Below are 19,770 nucleotides of genomic sequence, written 5' to 3' on the forward strand. Positions count from 1 at the left end.
GCCGCCTGAAGCCATCGTTGCCGCGGAGTAAACGCTTAACCGTTGCGGTCCGGGGGCTCGACAACTGCGGTCAGGTCCCTCGCACCACCGCGCGAATCGCCTCCGCCAGCTCCTCCGACGAAAACTTTGCCACATATGCATCGGCCCCGACATTGCGCACGTGCTCCTCGTTGGTCGTCCCCGACAGCGACGAGTGAATCACCACCGGCAGGTTGTTAAAGCGCGCGCTCTTCTTGATGCTGCGCGTGAGCGTAAAGCCATCCATCTCCGGCATCTCCAGGTCGGTCAACACCAGCGCCACCTTGTCGTAGACGGTCTTGCCCTCGGCTTCGGCCTGCTGGGCGATGGCGTGCAGCTGGTCCCATGCTTCCTTGCCGGTCTTGGTCATGATGAACGGCACGCCGACGGCGTCCAGCCCCTGTTCGATCAGCGCGCGCGCCACCACCGAGTCGTCCGCGGCCAGCACCACCGCGCCCGGTTTGAGTTTGATCACCGGGCCGATCGTGCCGGGGTTGACGTCCGGCCGGTCGGTCGGCGTCATGTTGCGCAGGATGGTTTCGAGGTCGAGCACTTGCGCCAGCCGGCCGCCATCGTCGTCGAGCCGCGCGATGCTCGTCACCAGGCCGCCGTTGCCGGCGCTTTGCTCGGCCGACAGCACGCGGCTCCAGTCGAGCCGCACGATTTCTTCCACCGATTCGACGGCGAACGCCTGCGTGGTGCGCGCAAATTCGGTGACCAGCATGATATTGAGGCCGGTCTTCGGCACGCTGCCGGCAATCGCCGGCAGGTCGAGCACCTGGATGATGGCGCCGCGCAGGTTGACCACGCCAAGCACGTGCGGCATCGAACCTGCAATCGCGGTGATTTCCGGCATGGCGACGATCTCGCGGATCTTGAAGACGTTGATGCCGAACAGTTCGCTACGGTCGCCGTTGTGGTCGCCGCCGAGGCGCAACAGCAGCAGTTCGAACTTGTTGGTGCCGGCCAGATTGCTGCGCTCGTCGACTTCCTGCTGAACTGATTTCATGTCGCCCGTCCTCGTGTGGTGAATGTCCTTTGGGACAGTAATTCACCAAGGTAATGAACACCTTGCTGAAAATCATCACGAGGCGACGGCGGTCAGACCGGCATCGGGCGGTTGTTGTTGAGGTCGACGAAGCCGCGGATCAGGCGATATGCCTTCCAGACCCAGGCCACGCCCCATACAATCCAAGGGCCGACGATGGTAATGAACAGCGCGGCGCCGACCACTATCCAAAGTACGTACCACCAGAATGACCGGATCATCCAGGTATGGTGGCTGTACACGAGCGTGCCTTCCGTATATGGCCGTTTGACGTAGTTAAAAATAACCGGAACGATCGAGAGAAGACCGAACGAGAAGAAAAAGGTTACCGCGTGGGCGATATACATCAGCCGCGCAAATTGTTTAGCGTCTTCGCTGTTGCGGTCTAATACCAAGTCCTGCGACATGTTTTCTCCTTTGATGGCTATTCAACAATTGTAGCAGGACTGCTTAACATTTCGACATTGCTGTCGTACGCGCCTACTTGGCGCCGTGCGCCTGCGCCCACGCGACGATGCTGCCGGCATCCATGGCCCCGGCCTTGCGCGCGATTTCCTTGCCGTTGAGAAACAGCGCCATCGTCGGGATGCTGCGGATGTTGTAGCGCGCGCCGAGCTCCTGGGCCTGCTCGGTATCGACCTTCAGCAGGCGCATCTTTGGCTCGAGTTTTTGCGCCGCCTGGTTGTAGGCCGGCGCCATCATCTTGCACGGGCCGCACCACGGCGCCCAGAAGTCGACCAGCACCGGAATATCGTTGCGCCCGATGTGCTTGCTGAAGCGCGCGCTGTCGACGTCGAGCGGCCTGGCCACGAACAGTCCCTTGGCGCACTTGCCGCACACCGGCTGGTCGGCCAGGCGCTCGGCACTGAGGCGGTTTACCGCGTCGCAATGCGGACATACTACGTGTACAGGGTCGCTCATCGATGCCTCCATCATGCTGGTGTGATCGCTATTGTAAGACCAGCGGCGCGTGCTGTGCGTTCCGTTCCAGCGTCAAGCGTGCCACGGCCTTGTTTTCAACTGTCGTAGAATTTAATGATGACTTCCACTGACAACCAGCCCAGCCATCCGCTGATGGTCGAACCGGGCCGCGCGCTGATCGGCTGCGCCGGCTGGACCATCCCGCGCGAAAACAAGCCGTCGTTTCCGGAAGAGGGCAGCCACCTCGAACGCTACGCCGCCACGCTTCCCATCGTCGAGATCAACTCGTGCTTTTATAAGCCGCACCGCGCGCAGACCTATGCGCGCTGGGCCGCCAGCGTGCCTGAGCACTTCCGCTTTTCGGTCAAGCTGCCGCGGGCGATCACGCACGACGCCCGCCTGCTGGCGTGCGGGCCGCTGCTGCGCCAGTTCGCGCTGGAGTCGGGCGCGCTCGGCGAAAAGCTCGGCTGCGTGCTGATGCAGCTGCCGCCCAAGTTCGAGTTCGACGCCACCGCGGCGGCCGATTTTCTGAAGCTGCTCAAGGAGTCGTTCGGCTGCATGGTCGCGTGCGAGGCGCGCCATCCGAGCTGGTTCGGCGACGAGGCCACCCATGTGCTGGCCGACCATAACGTCACGCGCGTGATTGCCGATCCGGCCAAGGGCCAAGTCGGGCCGCACGTGCCGACCACCGCCGACATGTACGTGCGGCTGCACGGTTCACCGCGCATCTACTATTCGTCGTATGAGCCGCACTACATCGCCGAGCTGGCGGTCGACCTGCGGTTGCATACCGCGGCGGGGCGCACCGTGTGGGTCGTGTTCGATAATACGGCGGCGGGAGCGGCGACGACCAACGCGGTCGCGCTGCAGGACCTGCTGTCGCCGGGCTGACACCAGCTGTTAGCAGGGCAGGCTGGCGCGCGCGCTGACCCACGGATAGCCGATCGCGGCGGCCGACGCTTGCGCCTCCGTCATCGACAACTGGGGATTGAGGCTCTTGACGATCGCCGGCGTCAGCGGCGCCATGCTGTAGATGTGGTCGATGCTGGCGATCGGCGGCTCGCATTCGAAGTAGTCGGTGGCGTAGTCGTAGTAGCAGTCGGCCGGCGCGAGCAGGATCGACAGGTAGTCGGCAGAGCCGTCGGCGCACTGCGCCAGGCCTGGCTCCGGGTGCGCGACCTTGGTCCAGGCCTCGTCGCCGCTGCGGCGCCAGTAGAAGTAGCTCACCGCGTCCATCGCGAACGACGGCTCGTGCAAGAAGGCGTTGAAGTCGGCCGGCACGCGGCGCTGCACTTCGCGCGCCAGTGCGCGCGTGTCGCTGTGCTCGAGCTCCTGCACGTATCCCTTCAATGCCGCGCCGCTGTCGGACAGGTGCAGGAACCAGTGGTCGCCATCGCCGTTGCGCATCGCGCCCATCTGCTCGTCGTCGCCCCAGGTGGCGTCGAACGTGAAATAGCGGTACTGGAATTCGGGGCAGATCAGCGCGTCCAGCATGGCCAGCGCCATGGCCCTGTTGCCCAACGTGCGCGGGTCGGGGAAGGACAAGGGGTCGAGCTGCATGGCGGCCTTTGGCGGTAGCACAAGTTTGCGCGCAAAGCCGGAGCCGCGCGTCGTTTCACCGGGTTGAGGTGGAACAAGGAAGGGCTATACTCCCACGAAAAACATTTCTCCCGCAATCACAAAGTGTCGGCTATCGCCTCAGGCGGCCTTATCAGTTGTGCGCTCACAACGCAGTTGGCGAGAGTGCAAGCTCAAGTTGTTCGATCGAGATCGGCTTGGTGAAGTGGTGTTGGAATCCGGCATCGAATGCGCGCTGGCGGTCGGCCGCGCTGCCGTATCCGGTCAACGCAATCAGCGCGATCCGCGCTGTCGCCGGGTCGTCCTTCAAGGCCTTGGCGATCGCATAGCCGTCCATGCCGGCCAGGCCGATGTCGATGAAGGCGATCTCCGGATGGCGCGCCTGCGCCAGCGCGATGCCTTGCGGGCCGCTGGCGGCGGTGGTCACGTCGCACGACAGCAGCTCGAGCAGCGCCGCCATCATGTCGCGCGCGTCCTCGTTGTCTTCGATCAGCAGCACGCGCCGCAGCGCCGCCTGGCTTGCGGCGGCGTGCGCCGGCGCGCTGTGTGCCTGGTGCGCCAGCAGCGGCAGGCGCACCGTCACGCTGGCGCCTTTGCCGCTGCCGGCGCTGTCGATCGACACCGTCCCGCCGTGCATCTCCACCAGCCGGCGCACCAGCGACAGGCCGATCCCCAGGCCGCCTTGCACGCGCTGCAGCGACTGCGCACCCTGCACGAAAATCGTGAATACCGTCGGCAGCAGTTCGACCGCGATTCCCATGCCCGAATCGCGCACCACCAGTTCGGCCCAGCCGTCGGCGTGGCGCACGGTGACGTCGACGCGCCCGCCGTCAGGGCTGTACTTGACGGCGTTGTCGAGGATGTTGTCGATGATCTGCACCAGCCGGGTGGGATCGGCGTCGACCGTCGCGGCCACCGTATCGACGTGAAACTCGAAGTGCGCGGTGCGCGCGCCCGATTGCAGCGTCTCGACGCAGCGCCGCGCCACGTCGCCCAGGTCGACCGGGGACTTGTCGAGCGTGAGCTTGCCCATCAGGGCGCGGTTCACTTCGAGCAGGTCGTCGACCAGCTTGCGCAAATGGTCGGTCTGGCGCCGCACCACCTTGCGCGCGCGCGCCAGCAGCGACGCGTCGACTTCGCGCTCGCTGTCGAGGATGTGCACGGCGCTGGCCACCGCCGACAGCGGATTGCGCAGCTCGTGGCCGAGCATGGCGAGAAATTCGTCTTTCGCCGCATTCTGCTGTTCGGCGCGTGCGCGCGCATCCCTCTCGAGTACCAGCAACTGGTTGCGTTCCCGCTCCGCGGCCGAACGCGATTGCACCTCTTCCTGCAAGCGGTCGCCCGCCTCCAGGATCGCATCGTTGAGTTCATCGAGTTCGACGATGCTGGCAGCTTCCAGCTTGAGCACGTGTCCGCCCTGGCCAAGCCGGCGCGCCGCCTGCGACGCGCTCGAGACGAACCTGACCAGCCGGCGACCGGTCAGGATCGTCAGCGTCAGCGCCGCCGCCATCGCGATGAACAGGCCGATGGCGATGGCGCCGATGCCGCGCCATACCGAGCGGTCGATTTCCGCCACCGGCGCGCCAACCATGATCGACCACTCCGATCCTGCCATGCGCGCGTAGACGTCGTACACTTCAACCCCTTCCGACGTGTCGTGGCGCAGTACGCCGGCAGGGGCGTTGGCGACCGCCTTCAGCAATTCCGGTTTTGCCTTGGTGCCGACATACGCGGCCGCGTTGATGCTGCGCGCGATCACCGTGCCGGACGCATCGAGCACCATCACGCGCCAGCCTGGCGGAATCGCATTGCCGGCGAATGAACGGGTGAAAAACGCCGGCGAAAACGCCTGGCCGATGATGTACTGTTCGCCCGAGCGCAACTTCATCGGCACTTCGACCATGACGAAATTGTTCTTCAGTTCCGCACCCCAGCGCATGCCCGAAACGTGCGCCTTGCCGGTGGCGAGCAGGGTGGCCACCTGCTGCGGATCTGGCCTGAGCGGCAATTTCCCGCCGCCGAATGCGTGGCGCGTGTTGACCAGCTGCTGGCCGTTGCGGTCGTACAGGATGATCCACGCGCCGGTGCCGGCATTGACCGCATGCGCTTCATCGTGGAAGCGGCGCAGGTCGCCGTCGGCCAGGGCGCTGGAGCCGCCCAGTGCCCGCAGCACCGCCTCGGCGCGCCGCGTATCCCTGTCGATCACCATCGACGCCAGCCGCACGCTGCCCTCGATGCGTTCGATCGCCGAGTCGTGCTGGGCTTCGAGCAGTACCTTCAGGGCGATGGTGCAAAATACCGCAGCCGGTAGTACGATCGAAAACGCCAGCAGCAGATAGTAGGTACGCAGCTTCATGAGTGCTGCGGGTCGATGATCGGCATGGCAGGAGGGGACGGGCACGGAGTCAGGCGCCAATTTTACCGCACTAAAAGTCGCTGGTGGAGGCGCTATCCGCGCTTTTCGAGAAAACGCGGGCCAAACATGACCGTTGCCAGCGCGGCCACCACCAGCGTGACGCCGGCCCACTGCCAGGCGCTGACCGACTCGCCCAGAACCAGCATGCCGGAGCTGATGCCCACCACCGGCACCCCAAGGCTGAACGGCGCCACCCGGTTCAGCGCATGCCGTTTCAGTAGCCCGGTCCACAGCGCATAGGCGAGGATGGTGGCGAACCAGCCCAGGTAGGTCAGCGACAGCCATGTCGACAGCGGCGCTTGAGTCCATTGCCAGCGCGTGGCCGGCGCGTCGAACGCCAGCGACAGCAAGGCAAACGGAATGATCGGCACCAGCGAACTCCACACCATGAACGGCACCACTTCGAACTGCGGCGTGGCTTGCTGCGCGCGCCGCACGACGATGTTCGATGCCGCCCACATCGCCGCCGCGCCGAGCACCAGCACGAAGCCGGCGACGGTGGTGCCACCGGTGTCGGCGCCGGGCGCCAGGTAATTGAGCGCGAAGCAGGTGATGCCCAGCGCGGCGAGGAACAGGCCGGCCAGCAGCGAACGGTTGGCGTGCTCGCGCAGCAGCACGAAGCCGAACAGCGCGGTAAAAAATACCTGGGTCTGCATCAGCACCGAGCCGAGCGCGCCGGACATGCCGACATTGAGGGCGATGAACAGGCAGCCGAATTGGCCGACGCCTTGCAGCAGCCCATACAGCACCACCCATTTCCACGGCAGCTTCGGACGCGGCACGATCAGGATCAGCGGCAGCACCGCGAACAGGTAGCGGCCGGCGCCGAGCTGGAACGGCGTCATGTCGTGCAGGGCGAACTTCATGGCGATGAAGTTGGTGCCCCAAATTAGGACGACGCCCAGCGCGGCGACGTAGTCGCGCAGGCTGAGCGTCGAGCCGCTCACGATTAGTGCGACTGTCCGCCGCCGAGGTAGGCGGCAATCACTTTCGGATCGGTCTTCAGGCTTTCGGCCGGCCCGTGCACCGAAATGCTGCCGTTTTCCAGCACGTAGCCGTAGTCCGCCACATTCAGCGCGGCGGCGGCGAACTGCTCGACCAGCAGCATCGTCACGCCTTCGCTTTTAAGGCGCGTGATGATGCGGAACACTTCCTCGACCAGGATCGGCGCCAGGCCCATCGACGGTTCATCGAGCAGGATCACCTCCGGGTTGAGCATCACCGCGCGCGCCATCGCCAGCATCTGCTGCTCGCCGCCCGACAGTGTGCCGGCCAGCTGGTGCTGGCGCTCCTTCAAGCGCGGGAACAGTTCGAGCGCCTTTTCCAGGTCGTGCTTGACGTCGCCTTTCGGGCGCGAACGGGTAAACCGCGGGAAGGCGCCCAGCAGCAGGTTGTCGGTCACGCTCATGGTCGAGAACACGCGCCGGCCTTCCGGCGAATGGGCCAGGCCGCAGCGCGCGATCTTGTGCGACTCGAGGCCGGTGATGTCGCGCCCGCCGAGGGTGACGGTGCCGCCCTTCGGCTTGATCATGCCGGAGATGGCGCGCATCGTGGTGGTCTTGCCGGCGCCGTTCGAGCCGATCAGGGTCACCAGTTTGCCTTTCGGGACTTCCAGCGAAATGCCGTGCAGGACTTCGACTTTGCCGTACGCGGCGTGCAGGTTTTCAATCTTTAACATGGCAGTCCTTATCAATGCGCCGCGAGAGCGGGCGCGGTGTCGTCGCTGCTGCCGCCGAGGTAGGCTTCGATCACTTTCGGATCGCTCTGGACGGAAGCGGGCGTGCCTTCGGCGATCTTCTGGCCGAAGTCGAGCACCGTGACGGTGTCGGAGATCGCCATCACCACATCCATGTGGTGCTCGATCAGGATGATGGTGATGCCGTGGTCGCGGATCTTGCGGATGATCGCCATCAGCTCCTTGATGTCGGGCGCGGTCAGGCCGGCGGCCGGCTCGTCGAGCAGCAGCAGGCGTGGATTGAGGCCCAGCGCGCGGCCGATTTCGAGCAGGCGCTGTTTGCCGTACGGCAGATTGCGCGCTTCCTCGTTGGCGAGCGAACCGAGGCCGACGAATTCGAGGATGCTGGCGGCGCGCTGGCGTGCCGCGTGTTCTTCGCGCTTGTAGCGCGGCGTGTGCGCCATCACGTCGGCCACGTTCGAGTCGAACGTGTGGTGCAGGCCGACCAGCACGTTCTCGGTCGCCGTCATCTCGCCGAACAGCTGCACGTTCTGGAACGTGCGGGCAATGCCGCCGAGCGCGATCTCGGACGGCGTGCGCCCGGTGATCGCGACGCCGTCGAATTCGACCTTGCCGGCGGTCGGCTGGTAGATCCCGGTCAGCACGTTCATCATCGTGCTCTTGCCCGAGCCGTTCGGGCCGATCAGGCCGTGCACCGAGCGCTCGGCCACGTTCAGGTCGACCATGTTGAGCGCCTTCAGGCCGCCGAACTGCATCAGTACCTTGTCCACCTTCAGCAAGGTGGCGCCGGCAGCGCCGGTCTTCATGCCGGCGAACGGGTCGGCGTTGGCCGCGGCCACTGCCAGCGACTTGTCGTGCACCGCGCCGCGTCCGAGCATGCCGCGCACCCAGCCGACGATACCGTCCTGCAGGTAGTAGACGACGAACAGCGTCATCAGGCCGAAGATGGTCAGGCGCCAGTCGGTCACGCTTTCGAGCTTGTACGAGAACACTGCCATGCCGATGGTGGCCACCAGCGGCACCAGCGCGGTGCGCGGGTTGATGCGTTTGCGTGCGATCGCAATGCCGGCGCCGATCGTGCCCAGCACCGCGGCGGTGACGGCGATCTTGCGGAACAGTTCGATGTCGGACAACAGGCTGGGCAGCATTACCACGATCAGCGCGCCCAGCAGCGAACCGATGCGGCTCTTGCGCCCGCCCATGATCACCGCCAGCAGGAACAGGATGGTCAGCTCGAAGTTGTAGCTGCTCGGCGAGATGTACTCTTCCGAATATGCATACAGGCTGCCGGCCAGGCCGGCCAGCGCCGCGCTGATAACGAATGCGTAGACCTTGTAGCGGTACACCGACACGCCCATGCAGTCGGACGCGATCGGGCTGTCGCGCAGCGCTTCGAAGGCGCGCCCGAGGTGCGACTTGAGGATGCGGTGCACCAGGATCAGCGACAGCACCATGAACGCGGCCACCATGTAGAAGTAGCTCACTTCATGCAGCTTCTCGCCCATGATAACGGGTTTCGGGATCTTGATGCCCATCGGCCCTTCGGTCAGCCAGGTCATCTCGTTGATCAGGATCGCGATGATGGTGCCGAATGCCAGCGTGACCATGGCCAGGTAGGGGCCCGTCACGCGCAGCGCCGGCAGCGCCAGGATCGCGCCGAACAGCGCGGTGCCGGCGATACTGGCCGGGATCGCCAGGTACCAGGCCAGGCCCACTTTGAACACCAGCACGCCGGTGATGTACGAGCCGATGCCGAACAGGCCGGCGTGACCGAGCGAGACCTGGCCGGTGTAGCCGACCACGATGTCGAGGCCGAACAGCAGGATCGCGTAGATCAGCACCGTCTGCGCCAGGTGGATGTAATACGGGTTGGTGACGATTTGCGGGAACAGCGCCAGCGCGGCGACTCCCGCCACGCCCAGCAGCAATGATTTGGTCTTCATGGTCACACCTTCTTGATCGTGGCTTTACCGAACAGGCCCGCGGGCTTGATCGCCAGGACCAGCAGCAGCAGCAGCAGGCCCGGTACTTCCTTGTAGCCGGTCGAGACGTAGAAACCGGTGGTCACTTCGGCGATGCCGAGAATCAGGCCGCCGACAACGGCGCCCATGCCGGAGGTCAGGCCGCCGATGATCGCGACGGCGAACGCCTTCAGGCCGAGCGAGGCGCCCATGGTGGCGCCGGTCAGCGTCAGCGGCGCGACCAGCACGCCGGCAAACGCCGCGGTGGCCGACGACAGCGCGTACGAGAACGTGATCACCATGCTGGTGTTGATGCCCATCAGGCCGGCCGCGTCGCGGTCGTTGGCCGTTGCCACCACCGCTTTGCCGTAGATCGACTTGCGGTTGAACAGTTCGACCGCCAGCATGATCGCCAGCGCGCCGACGATCACCGCCACCTGCATCGGCTGCACATTGGCGCCGAGGACCTGGAACGGGGTCGAGCTGAGGGGGGAAGGGAAGGTCAGGTCGTCCTTGCCCCAGATATTTTCGGCCACGTTCTTGAAGATGATCGCCAGCGCGATGGTCGACATGATCCAGCCGAATTCCGATTTGATCTTGATGGCCGGGCGCACCCCGATCCATTCGACGAACATGCCTTGCAGCGCGCCGAACACCAGGACGATCGGAATCATCAACAGGTAGCTCATGTACGGGCCGCCGTGAAAGGTGCTCACTAGCGACAGGCCGACCAGTGCGCCGAGCATCAGCGATTCGCCCTGGCCGAAGTTGAGGGTGCCGGAGGTGGCAAATGTCAGTTGGTAGCCGAACGCGATGACGGCATAAATCATGCCGAGCGCGATCCCGCTAAAGACTAGCTGTAAAAGAATTTCCATGATTTCATCCAATGGGGGGCGCGGACGCCACCGGTCAACAAGAAAATGGCCAGGCTTGACTGCGCAAGGCTGGCCACGGAAACGCGGGAACGGTACTTACTTTGCCAGGATGACGCGGCCACCTTTGACTTCACCGAACACGGTGTTGTTCAGGTTGATCGCTTCGTGGTCGTCCTTGGTGTATGGCTTGCTGTAAGTGGTCACCACGCCTTCGACTTTCTCGGACAGGTTTTCCAGTGCGGCCTTCACTTTCGGGCCGTCGGTGGAGCCGGCCTGCTTCATGGCCGCGGCCAGCAGGTAGACCGAGTCGTAGCCCTGCGCTGCCGACACGCCGGAAGGCATGCGGTCGCCCGTCGGCTTGTACGTCTTGATGTACGACTCGATGAACGCCTTGCGCTTTGGCGTGCTGGAGTCCTGGATGAAGGTCTGCGGCATGCGGGTGCCGTCGCCGTTCTTGCCGGCGTTGTCGATGAAATTACCCATCGCCAGTGTCCAGCTGCCGATCAGCGGTACTTTCCAGCCCAGTTTTTCCATGCCGTTGGCGATCTGCGCCAGTTCCGGGCCGATGCCGTAGGTCAGCACGACTTGCGCGCCGGCCTGCTTCGCTTTCAGCAGCTGGGCCGTCATGTCGACGTCCTTGATGTTGTATTTTTCGACGGTGACGGCGGTGATGCCTTTCAGCTTCAATGCTTTTTCGACGTCTTCGCGGCCCAACTGGCCGTAGTTGGTCGAGTCGGCCAGGATGGCGACCTTGGTGAACTTGCGGCGGCCGACGGCTTCTTCGACGATCATCGACGACTGGATCTGGTCGTTGGCCGAGTTGCGGAAGATGTAGTTCTCCGGCTCCTTGGCGAACTGCTGGGTGATGATCGAGCCGGTTGCCACGTTGTTCATGACAGGGATCTTCGCTTCCTGGTAGAAACGCTGCGACGCCAGCGCCACGCCGGTGTTGATGTAGCCGACCGTGGCGACGACTTTTTCCTTGTTGATCAGTTCCTGGGCGATCTGCACGCCGCGCTCTGGCTTGGCTTCGTCGTCGCGCTCGATAAGCTGGATCTGGCGGCCCAGCACGCCGCCCTTGGCGTTGATTTCGGCCGCGGCCAGCTTGACGCCGTCACGCATCGATACGCCCATCGGCGCCGAGCCGCCGGTAAATGGTCCGGCGACGCCGATCTTGATCGGTTCCGCGGCCATGGCCGACATCGAAAAACCCAGTGCTACGCCCGCAACGATTGCTTTCAACTTGAAATTCATTTTTGCTGTCTCCGAAGTGTTTTTATAGTGCCGTACGCTGGTGCAGCTCGCCCCATCGATGATTCATTGTATGGGAGCATTTTGCTATCAGCAATGATTTGATGTGACAATTCACGCATCGCAACCATGTAAGGAAATGGTAAGCAAACACAGGTAGGAACTAGGGGAGGCGCGGCGCAAATACAGAAAGGCCGCAACTGTGTGCGGCCTCCCCAAAATGGTGCGAAATGTGACTTGTTTAGCCGCTTAGCGATGCCAGCGGGAGCCGATGCCAACCCCGCCCCAGCTGCGCCCGCCGCGGTGGCCATGCCGGCCCCAGCTGCGCCCGAACATGAAGTCGAGTCCGATCGATACCGGCGGATAATAATAAGCCGGCGCTGGCGCGTACATCGGCGGCGCCACGTAGACTGGTTGCGGCGCGTAGTAGTTGTTCGGCGCATAGCCCGGCTGCTGTGCATAGGTCGAGATCGGCGGCGCGCTGTACTGGACAGAGGAGCCATTGTCGTAGCCGGCGCCGTAGCGCTCGCGGGTGCCCGGCGGCACTGGCGTTACCGAAACGACGTGCCACTGGCTCGGATCGGCCGGCGGCGGTGCATACTGGGTGGAATAGTTACGCGAGGCCGGCGCCGTCGCGCAGCCCGCCAGCACCGCGGCGGCGGCAATTGTCAGCAAGATTTTCATAGTGTCCTCACGAATTTGATACCAGTACTATAAGAAAATTCAAATTAGCCTGCCACACAATTTGGCCTTTGTTACAAACCACATGGTACGGAAACATATGGAACAGACCTTTCTGATCCGCCCGGCAACTGTCACCGACAGTCCGGCACTGCGCGCCCTGATCGAGCGTTCGGCGGCGGCGCTCAGCGTCGGCTTTTATACTCAGCAACAAACCGCCACGGTCACCCGCGAAGTGTTCGGCGTCGACAGCCAGCTGCTGGCCGACGGCACTTACTGCGTCGTCGAAGCGGCCGGCGCCATCGCCGCCTGCGGCGGCTGGGGCAAGCGCTCGACCGGCTTCGGCGGCGACCAGGCCAAATCGGCGCCGGAGCGGCGGCTCGACCCGGCCACCGAGGCGGCGAAGATCCGCGCCTTTTTCGTCGAGCCGGCGTGGGCGCGCCGCGGCCTCGGCTCGCTGTTGATGACCCACTGCGCCGCCGCGGCCGGGGCCGCCGGCTTCAGCATGCTCGAACTGGTGTCGACCTTGCCGGGCGTGCCGCTGTACCGCGCGCTCGGCTTCACCGATGTCGAATCGTTCGACCTGCAGCTATCGGGCGGAGTGCGGGTGCCGGTCGTGCGCATGCGCCGCCCGGTGCTGGAGCGGACATGACCCAGTACACTCACATGGTCGGCGCCAGGACCTACGCTTTTGCCGACCTGCGCACGCTGATGGCGCGCGCCACGCCGGCCCGCTCCGGCGACGCGCTGGCCGGCCTGATGGCCAGCAGCGCCGAAGAACGCGTCGCCGCGCAGATGGCGCTGGCGGCGCTGCCGCTGGCCACCTTCCTCAACGATGTCGTCGTCCCCTACGAAGCCGACGAAGTCACGCGCCTGATCATTGACGGCCACGATGCTGCCGCCTTTGCCGCCATCAGCGGCCTCACTGTCGGCGACTTTCGCAACTGGCTGCTGGCCGACGACGTCGACTCGGCGGTGCTTGCCGCCGTCGCCCCCGGCATCACGCCCGAAATGGCGGCGGCGGTGTCGAAGATCATGCGCATCCAGGACCTGATCCTGGTCGCCGCCAAGTGCCGTGTCGTCACCGCGTTTCGCAACACGATCGGCCTGCCCAAGCGCCTGTCGACCCGCCTGCAGCCGAACCATCCCACCGACGACGCCCGCGGCATCGGCGCCAGCATGCTCGATGGCCTGCTGTACGGCAGCGGCGACGCCGTCATCGGCATCAATCCGGCCACCGACAACCTGGCGCAGATCGTCAAGCTGCTGACCATGCTCGACCAGGTCATCGACCGCTACGCCATCCCCACCCAGTCCTGCGTGCTGACCCACGTCACCAACACGATTGCCGCCATTGAACGCGGCGCCCCGGTCGACCTGGTGTTCCAATCGATCGCCGGCACCGAAGCTGCCAACCGCGCCTTCGGCATCGACCTGGCGCTGCTGGCCGAATCCCGAGCGGCGGCCCTGTCGCTCGGGCGCGGCACGGCCGGCGACAACGTGATGTATTTCGAGAGCGGTCAAGGCAGCGCCCTGTCGGCCAACGCCCACCACGGCGTCGACCAGCAGACCTGCGAAGCGCGCGCCTACGCCGTCGCGCGCGCCTTCAAGCCGCTGCTGGTGAACTCGGTGGTCGGCTTCATCGGCCCGGAGTACCTGTACGACGGCAAGCAGATCATCCGCGCCGGCCTGGAAGACCATTTCTGCGCCAAGCTGCTCGGCCTGCCGATGGGCTGCGACGTCTGCTACACCAATCACGCCGAAGCCGACCAGGACGACATGGACAACCTGCTGACCTTGCTGGCGGCGGCCGGCTGCACCTTCGTGATGGGCGTCGCCGGCGCCGACGACATCATGCTCAATTATCAGAGCACCTCGTTCCACGACGCGCTGTATGTGCGCCGCCTGCTGGGACTGAAGCCCGCGCCGGAATTCGAGGCCTGGCTGCAGGCGATGGGAATATCGACCGGAGCGGCGCTGCCGGCGCAGTTCCAGCGCGCGCTCGAGGGAATCAAGCCATGAGCGTCATCACGAATCCATGGGCCCAGCTGCGCCGCTTCACCGCCGCCCGCATCGCGCTGGGCCGCAGCGGCGTGAGCCTGCCGACGGCGCCGCAGCTGGCATTTCAGCTGGCGCACGCGCAGGCCCGCGACGCGGTGCACCTGGAACTTGACGACGCCACCCTGGCGCAGGACCTGGCGGGCGCGCTTGGCCTGCCATGCATTCGGCTGCACAGCGCCGCGCCCGACCGCGCCACCTACTTGCGCCGGCCGGACCTGGGCCGCCGGCTCGATCCGGCGTCGGCGTCGACGCTCGGGGGCGGACGCTTCGACATCGGCTTCGTCGTCGCCGACGGCCTGTCTGCGCTCGCGATCGAGCGGCATGCCTTGCCATTCCTGCGCTGCTGGCTTGACACGCTGGCGCCGGCATCGCTGTCGGTCGCGCCGCTGGCGATCGTCAAGCAGGCAAGGGTGGCCGTCGGCGACGAAGTCGCGCAGCTGCTCGGCGTGGACCTGGTGGTGGTGTTGATCGGCGAGCGCCCCGGCCTCAGCTCGCCCGACAGCATGGGCCTGTACCTGACCTGGCAACCGCGGGTCGACATGACCGACGAACGGCGCAACTGCATCTCGAACGTGCGGCCGGAAGGGTTGGATTACGATAGCGCCGCGCGCAAACTTCACTATCTGGTTGCCGAAGCGCGCCGGCGTGGCTTGTCCGGCATTGCGCTGAAAGACGACAGCGACGATGCCGCAGCAACCCTCGACGTCCAGGCGAACTTTCTGCTCTCAAACGGGTCTGACACATAGTGTCAGACTTCTTCAACGCTTAGGCGAGGATGGCGACAAGGCCATCGAGGCCCGAAAAGTTCAGTGCCACGCCCGCCTGGGCACGGACCACCGGCTTCGCGCGAAACGCCACCGACAGGCCAGCGACCGACATCATCTTCAGGTCGTTGGCGCCGTCCCCCATCACGATTGCCTGCTGCGTGCCGATGCCAAGCTCCGCGCAGACGCGTTCCACAGTCTGTTTCTTTACTTCGGCGTCGACAATGCCGCCGACAACGCGTCCGGTCAGCTTGCCGCCGTCAATTTCCAGCACATTGGCGTGGGCGTAGTCGAGCCCCAGCCGATCGCGCAGGCGCTCGGTAAAGAAGGTGAAGCCGCCGGACACCAGCAGCGTCTTCAGGCCGGCCGCCTTGACCGCCGCCAGCATCGCTTCGCCGCCCATGGACACTTGCAGGCGCTCGTCGTAGACGCGCTGAAGCGCGCCGGCGTCGAGTCCCTTCAGCAGCGCCACGCGCCGGGTCAGGCTGGCCGAAAAATCGAGTTCGCCGCGCATGGCGGCCTCGGTGATCGCCGACACCTGCGGCTTGAGGCCTTGCATGTCGGCGATTTCGTCGATGCATTCGATGGTGATCAGGGTCGAATCCATGTCCATTGCCACCAGGCCGAAATCGGCCAGCCGGCGCCCGGCGGTGATGAAGGTGGCATCGATGCGCGCCTCGAATGCCGCCAGTTCGACCGCCGCGCGGGTCGCAGCGGAATCGTCGACCGCTTCGGCGCGCAGCGCGTGCGCGCCCAGTTCGGCCAGGCGCGCCGGCTGTGCCAGCGCGGCGATGCGTTCAAGTGCCGGGAAGGTCGCGCCGGGGCCCTGCAAAACCAGGTTCATCGTCATGGGTGATTACGCTAACAGTTGTTTGATGGTTTGCTTGACCTGCATCACGCGGGCGGCGAGGTCGGGCATGCTGGCGGTGATCTTCAGCTTGTCCTGGCCGGCCAGCTTGATATGGCGGTTTTTCTGGATCAGGGCGATGATGCGCATCGAGTCGATCGGCGGGTTGACCATGAACTGCAGGTTGGCCGCTTCGCCATGCGCGTCGATCTTGACGATGCCGACCGCCTTGGCGGCGATGCGCAGGCGGTGCGTTTCGATCAGCGCCTTGACCGGGTCGGGCAGCTTGCCGAAGCGGTCGATCAGCTCCTCCTGCATGTCGTCGACCTTGTCGGCGGTGGCGCAGTTGGCCAGGCGCTTGTAGATAGACAGGCGCTCGTGGACGTCGCCGCAGAAGTCCGACGGCAGCAGCGCCGGCACGTGCAGGTTGATTTCGGTGGTGGTCGCCAGCGGCGCCGCCAGGTCCGGCTCCTTGCCGGCCTTGAGCGACTTGACCGCCTCGTGCAACATGTCGGAGTACAGCTGGAAGCCGATTTCGAGCATCTCGCCGGACTGGTTCTCGCCCAGCACTTCGCCGGCGCCGCGGATTTCGAGGTCGTGCATCGCCAGGAAGAAGCCGCTGCCCAGTTCTTCCATCTGCTGGATGGCGTCGAGGCGGCGCTGCGCCTGCTTCGTCAGGCTCATCACGTCGTGCACCAGCAGGTAGGCGTACGCCTGGTGGTGCGAGCGGCCGACCCGGCCGCGCAGCTGGTGCAGCTGGGCCAGGCCGAACTTGTCGGCGCGGTGCATGATGATGGTGTTCGCGGTCGGCACGTCGATGCCGGTCTCGATGATGGTGGTGCACAGCAGGATGTTATAGCGCTGCGCGACGAAGTCGCGCATCACCTTTTCGAGGTCGCGCTCGTGCATCTGGCCGTGGGCGACGGCGATGCGGGCCTCCGGCAGCAGTTCGGTCAGCATCGCCATGCGGTTCTCGATGGTTTCCACTTCGTTATGCAGGAAGTAGATCTGGCCGCCGCGTTTGAGTTCGCGCAGGCAGGCCTCGCGGATGACCGAACTGTCTTCGCTGCGCACGAACGTCTTGATGGCCAGGCGTTTTTGCGGCGCGGTGGCGATGATCGAGAAGTCGCGCAGGCCCTCGAGCGCCATGCCGAGCGTGCGCGGGATCGGCGTGGCCGTCAGGGTCAGCACGTCAACTTCGGCGCGCAGCGACTTGAGCGCTTCCTTCTGGCGCACGCCGAAGCGGTGTTCCTCGTCGATGATGACGAGGCCAAGCCGTTCGAACTTGACGTCGGGCGAGAGCAGCTTGTGGGTGCCGATGACGATGTCGAGCGTGCCGTCGGCCATGCCCTTGATGGCGGTGTTGATCTCTTTGCCGGTGCGAAAGCGCGACAGTTCGGCGATGCGCACCGGCCAGTCGGCGAAGCGGTCGGCAAAGGTCTGCGCGTGTTGTTCGGCCAGCAGCGTGGTCGGCGCCAGGATTGCCACCTGCTTGCCGCCCATGACGGCGATGAAGGCTGCGCGCAGCGCCACTTCGGTCTTGCCGAAGCCGACGTCGCCGCACACCAGCCGGTCCATCGGTTTGCCGCCGGTCATATCCTTGATGACGTTCCTGATCGCCTCGGCCTGGTCGGGTGTTTCTTCGAAGCCGAAGCTGTCGGCGAAGTTCTGGTAGTCGTGCGACGAATACTCGAACGAATGGCCCTTGCGCAGCGCGCGGCGGGCGTACAGGTTGAGCAGTTCGGCGGCGGTGTCGCGCACCTGTTCGGCGGCCTTGCGCTTGGCCTTTTCCCACTGGCCCGAGCCGAGCGAGTGCAGCGGCGCGTCTTCCGGCGAGGCGCCCGAATAGCGCGAGATGACGTGCAGCTGCGACACCGGCACGTACAGCTTGGTGTCCTTGGCGTACTCGAGGTGCAGGAATTCGGTCTCGCCTTCGCCGAGGTCCATGCTGGTCAGGCCCATGTAGCGGCCGATGCCGTGGTTGATGTGCACCACCGGGTCGCCGATCTTGAGCTCCGACAGGTCGCGCACCATCGACTCGACCTGGGTGACGGTTTCCTGCTTCTTTTTTCCGACGCGGCGCCCGGAGCCGGCGTACAGCTCCGTCTCGGTGATGAAGACGATGTGGCCGGCGCCGTTGTCGAACAGCTCGAAGCCGGCCTGCAGCGGCGCCACGCCGAGTGTCAGCTTGGCGCTCGACGCGCGGAAGCCTTCGAAACCTTCGACCGGGGCCAGCGCCAGGCTGTATTCGTTGAAGTACTGCTGCAGCGTTTCGCGGCGGCCGTTCGATTCGGCGCAGATCATCACGCGGCCGTCGTTTTGCAGCAAATAGCTGCGCAGATTGGCCAGCGGGTCGTCGCTGCGGCGATTGACGGCGATGTTCGGCACCGGCGCCGACAGCTCCGAGGCGGCGCTGTCGGCGTCCTTGACGATTACCCAGCGCGGATATGGCTTGGCCAGCGTGAAGAAGGTCTCGTCGCTGAGGAACAGTTCATCCGGCGGCAGCAGCGGGCGGTCGCGGTCGGACTTGAGGAAGCGGTAGCGTGACTGCGTGTCGAGCCAGAAGCGCTTGATGGCCGCGTCGATGTCGCCGACCAGCGCGAGCGAGGCTTCGGCGGGCAGGTAGTCGAACAGCGTCGAGGTCTGCTCGAAAAACAGCGGCAGGTAGTATTCGATGCCGGCCGAGGCGATGCCGCTGCCGATGTCCTTGTAGACCACCGAGCGTGAAGGATCGCCCTCGAAGCGTTCGCGCCAGCGGCTGCGAAAGCTGGTGCGCGCCGGCTCGTCCATCGGGAATTCGCGCCCGGGCAGCAGGCGCACTTCGCGCACCGGGTAGAGCGAGCGCTGGGTGTCGGCGTCGAAGGTGCGGATGGTTTCGATTTCGTCGCCGAACAGGTCGAGCCGGTACGGCAGCGCGGAGCCCATCGGGAACAGGTCGATCAGGCCGCCGCGCACCGAGTATTCGCCGGGCGACATCACCTGCGAGACGTGGGTGTAGCCGGCCAGGGTCAGCTGCGCCTTGAGCTTTGCCTCGTCGAGCTTTTCGCCCTGCTTGAAGAAGAAAGTGTAGGCGGCCATGAAGGACGGCGGCGCCAGGCGCACCAGCGCGGTGGTGGCCGGCACGATCAGCACGTCGCACTGGCCGTTCTGCACTTCGTGCAGCGTCGCCAGGCGTTCGGACACCAGGTCCTGGTGCGGCGAGAAGGCGTCGTAGGGCAGCGTTTCCCAGTCCGGCAACAGGTTGCAGGCCAGTTTGCCGTCGGCGAACCACGGGATTTCGTCGAGCAGGCGCTGGCCGTCGCTGGCGTTGGCGACGATCACGGTGAGCATCTGCTTGCGCGATTTGAGTTCGAGGCCGGCCACTGCCAGCGCGTAGGCGTCGGCGGACCCGTACGAGGCCGGCAGCGCGAAGCGGGCGCCGGGCTTGGGAAGCGATTTCTTTAAATCGAAGGGCATGCGGTACGCAGGTTGGCGTGAGATCTGAATCACTGATTATAGTCGGATTCGCATGCTGAGGCGAAACGGGGAATGCATGCTGTCCACGATGAAAATTTCTGTCGGAAAAATTTACATGTCAACCAGCAAATTAATTGCCAAACTGCATAAGTGATTGAAAGCAATGACGATTTATTTTCTGGCATGCAATTTGCTAC

The 19,770-nt window shown here is 64.8% G+C and carries 17 protein-coding genes; 4 read left to right on the forward strand and 13 right to left on the reverse strand.

Annotated features, from left to right (window positions below; all coding sequences use genetic code 11):
- Positions 1-70 precede the first annotated feature (70 nt).
- From CR105_RS07955 to trxC, 3 genes are all read right to left on the reverse strand, one after another.
- Positions 71-1,027, reverse strand: a complete 957-nt coding sequence (locus tag CR105_RS07955) for a chemotaxis protein (RefSeq protein WP_099787878.1) — start codon at positions 1,025-1,027, stop codon at positions 71-73.
- A 92-nt stretch (positions 1,028-1,119) separates the two neighbouring features.
- Positions 1,120-1,473 (reverse strand): DUF4870 family protein, encoded by a 354-nt coding sequence (locus CR105_RS07960; protein WP_099787879.1) that lies wholly within the window; start codon positions 1,471-1,473, stop codon positions 1,120-1,122.
- Between the two features lie 73 nt (positions 1,474-1,546).
- Positions 1,547-1,987, reverse strand: coding sequence for a thioredoxin TrxC (gene trxC / locus CR105_RS07965; protein ID WP_099787880.1), 441 nt, complete (start codon positions 1,985-1,987; stop codon positions 1,547-1,549).
- 114 nt (positions 1,988-2,101) lie between these two features.
- On the opposite strand from trxC, the gene CR105_RS07970 reads away from it, so the two are divergent.
- Positions 2,102-2,878: a DUF72 domain-containing protein gene (locus CR105_RS07970; RefSeq protein ID WP_307189615.1), complete on the forward strand. Its 777-nt coding sequence runs from the start codon at positions 2,102-2,104 to the stop codon at positions 2,876-2,878.
- Positions 2,879-2,887: 9 nt separating this feature from the next.
- On the opposite strand, the gene CR105_RS07975 is transcribed toward CR105_RS07970, so the two are convergent.
- The 8 genes from CR105_RS07975 to CR105_RS08010 all read right to left on the reverse strand — a co-directional run bounded on the left by CR105_RS07975 (position 2,888) and on the right by CR105_RS08010 (position 12,448).
- Complete coding sequence (locus CR105_RS07975; RefSeq protein WP_131501989.1) at positions 2,888-3,547, reverse strand: hypothetical protein; 660 nt, start codon at positions 3,545-3,547, stop codon at positions 2,888-2,890.
- 163 nt (positions 3,548-3,710) lie between these two features.
- Positions 3,711-5,921 carry an ATP-binding protein gene (locus CR105_RS07980; RefSeq protein ID WP_099787882.1) on the reverse strand — a complete coding sequence of 737 codons (2,211 nt, stop codon included), beginning with the start codon at positions 5,919-5,921 and terminating at the stop codon, positions 3,711-3,713.
- Between the two features lie 92 nt (positions 5,922-6,013).
- Positions 6,014-6,928 (reverse strand): EamA family transporter, encoded by a 915-nt coding sequence (locus tag CR105_RS07985; RefSeq protein WP_229413727.1) that lies wholly within the window; start codon positions 6,926-6,928, stop codon positions 6,014-6,016.
- Between the two features lie 2 nt (positions 6,929-6,930).
- Positions 6,931-7,659, reverse strand: a complete 729-nt coding sequence (locus CR105_RS07990; RefSeq protein ID WP_099787884.1) for an ABC transporter ATP-binding protein — start codon at positions 7,657-7,659, stop codon at positions 6,931-6,933.
- Between the two features lie 11 nt (positions 7,660-7,670).
- A complete protein-coding gene (locus tag CR105_RS07995; RefSeq protein ID WP_099787885.1) occupies positions 7,671-9,620 on the reverse strand; it encodes a branched-chain amino acid ABC transporter ATP-binding protein/permease in 1,950 nt (649 codons plus the stop codon).
- A gap of 2 nt (positions 9,621-9,622) precedes the next feature.
- On the reverse strand, positions 9,623-10,513 hold the full coding sequence (locus CR105_RS08000) for a branched-chain amino acid ABC transporter permease (RefSeq protein WP_099787886.1): 891 nt from the start codon (positions 10,511-10,513) through the stop codon (positions 9,623-9,625).
- 96 nt (positions 10,514-10,609) lie between these two features.
- The gene (locus CR105_RS08005; RefSeq protein ID WP_099787887.1) at positions 10,610-11,767 is read right to left on the reverse strand and encodes an ABC transporter substrate-binding protein; all 1,158 of its coding nucleotides are present in this window, start codon (positions 11,765-11,767) and stop codon (positions 10,610-10,612) included.
- Between the two features lie 246 nt (positions 11,768-12,013).
- On the reverse strand, positions 12,014-12,448 hold the full coding sequence (locus CR105_RS08010) for a hypothetical protein (RefSeq protein ID WP_099787888.1): 435 nt from the start codon (positions 12,446-12,448) through the stop codon (positions 12,014-12,016).
- A gap of 97 nt (positions 12,449-12,545) precedes the next feature.
- Here CR105_RS08010 and CR105_RS08015 point away from each other — a divergent pair, with 97 nt between their 5' ends.
- The 3 genes from CR105_RS08015 to eutC are packed head-to-tail and all read left to right on the forward strand — an operon-like array spanning position 12,546 to position 15,252.
- Entirely contained in the window at positions 12,546-13,097 is a 552-nt protein-coding gene (locus CR105_RS08015; RefSeq protein ID WP_099787889.1) for a GNAT family N-acetyltransferase, read from the forward strand.
- Complete coding sequence (locus tag CR105_RS08020) at positions 13,094-14,467, forward strand: ethanolamine ammonia-lyase subunit EutB (RefSeq protein WP_099787890.1); 1,374 nt, start codon at positions 13,094-13,096, stop codon at positions 14,465-14,467. The genes CR105_RS08015 and CR105_RS08020 overlap by 4 nt, the downstream gene beginning before the upstream one ends.
- Positions 14,464-15,252: an ethanolamine ammonia-lyase subunit EutC gene (gene eutC / locus CR105_RS08025; RefSeq protein ID WP_099787891.1), complete on the forward strand. Its 789-nt coding sequence runs from the start codon at positions 14,464-14,466 to the stop codon at positions 15,250-15,252. The genes CR105_RS08020 and eutC overlap by 4 nt, the downstream gene beginning before the upstream one ends.
- A 19-nt stretch (positions 15,253-15,271) precedes the next feature.
- Here eutC and serB read toward each other — a convergent pair whose 3' ends face one another.
- A complete protein-coding gene (gene serB / locus CR105_RS08030; RefSeq protein WP_180288132.1) occupies positions 15,272-16,114 on the reverse strand; it encodes a phosphoserine phosphatase SerB in 843 nt (280 codons plus the stop codon).
- A gap of 12 nt (positions 16,115-16,126) precedes the next feature.
- Positions 16,127-19,573 carry a transcription-repair coupling factor gene (mfd, locus tag CR105_RS08035; RefSeq protein WP_099787893.1) on the reverse strand — a complete coding sequence of 1,149 codons (3,447 nt, stop codon included), beginning with the start codon at positions 19,571-19,573 and terminating at the stop codon, positions 16,127-16,129.
- Positions 19,574-19,770: the final 197 nt, after the last annotated feature.

The organism is Massilia eurypsychrophila (assembly GCF_002760655.1).
GTDB lineage: Bacteria > Pseudomonadota > Gammaproteobacteria > Burkholderiales > Burkholderiaceae_D > JAFCUW01.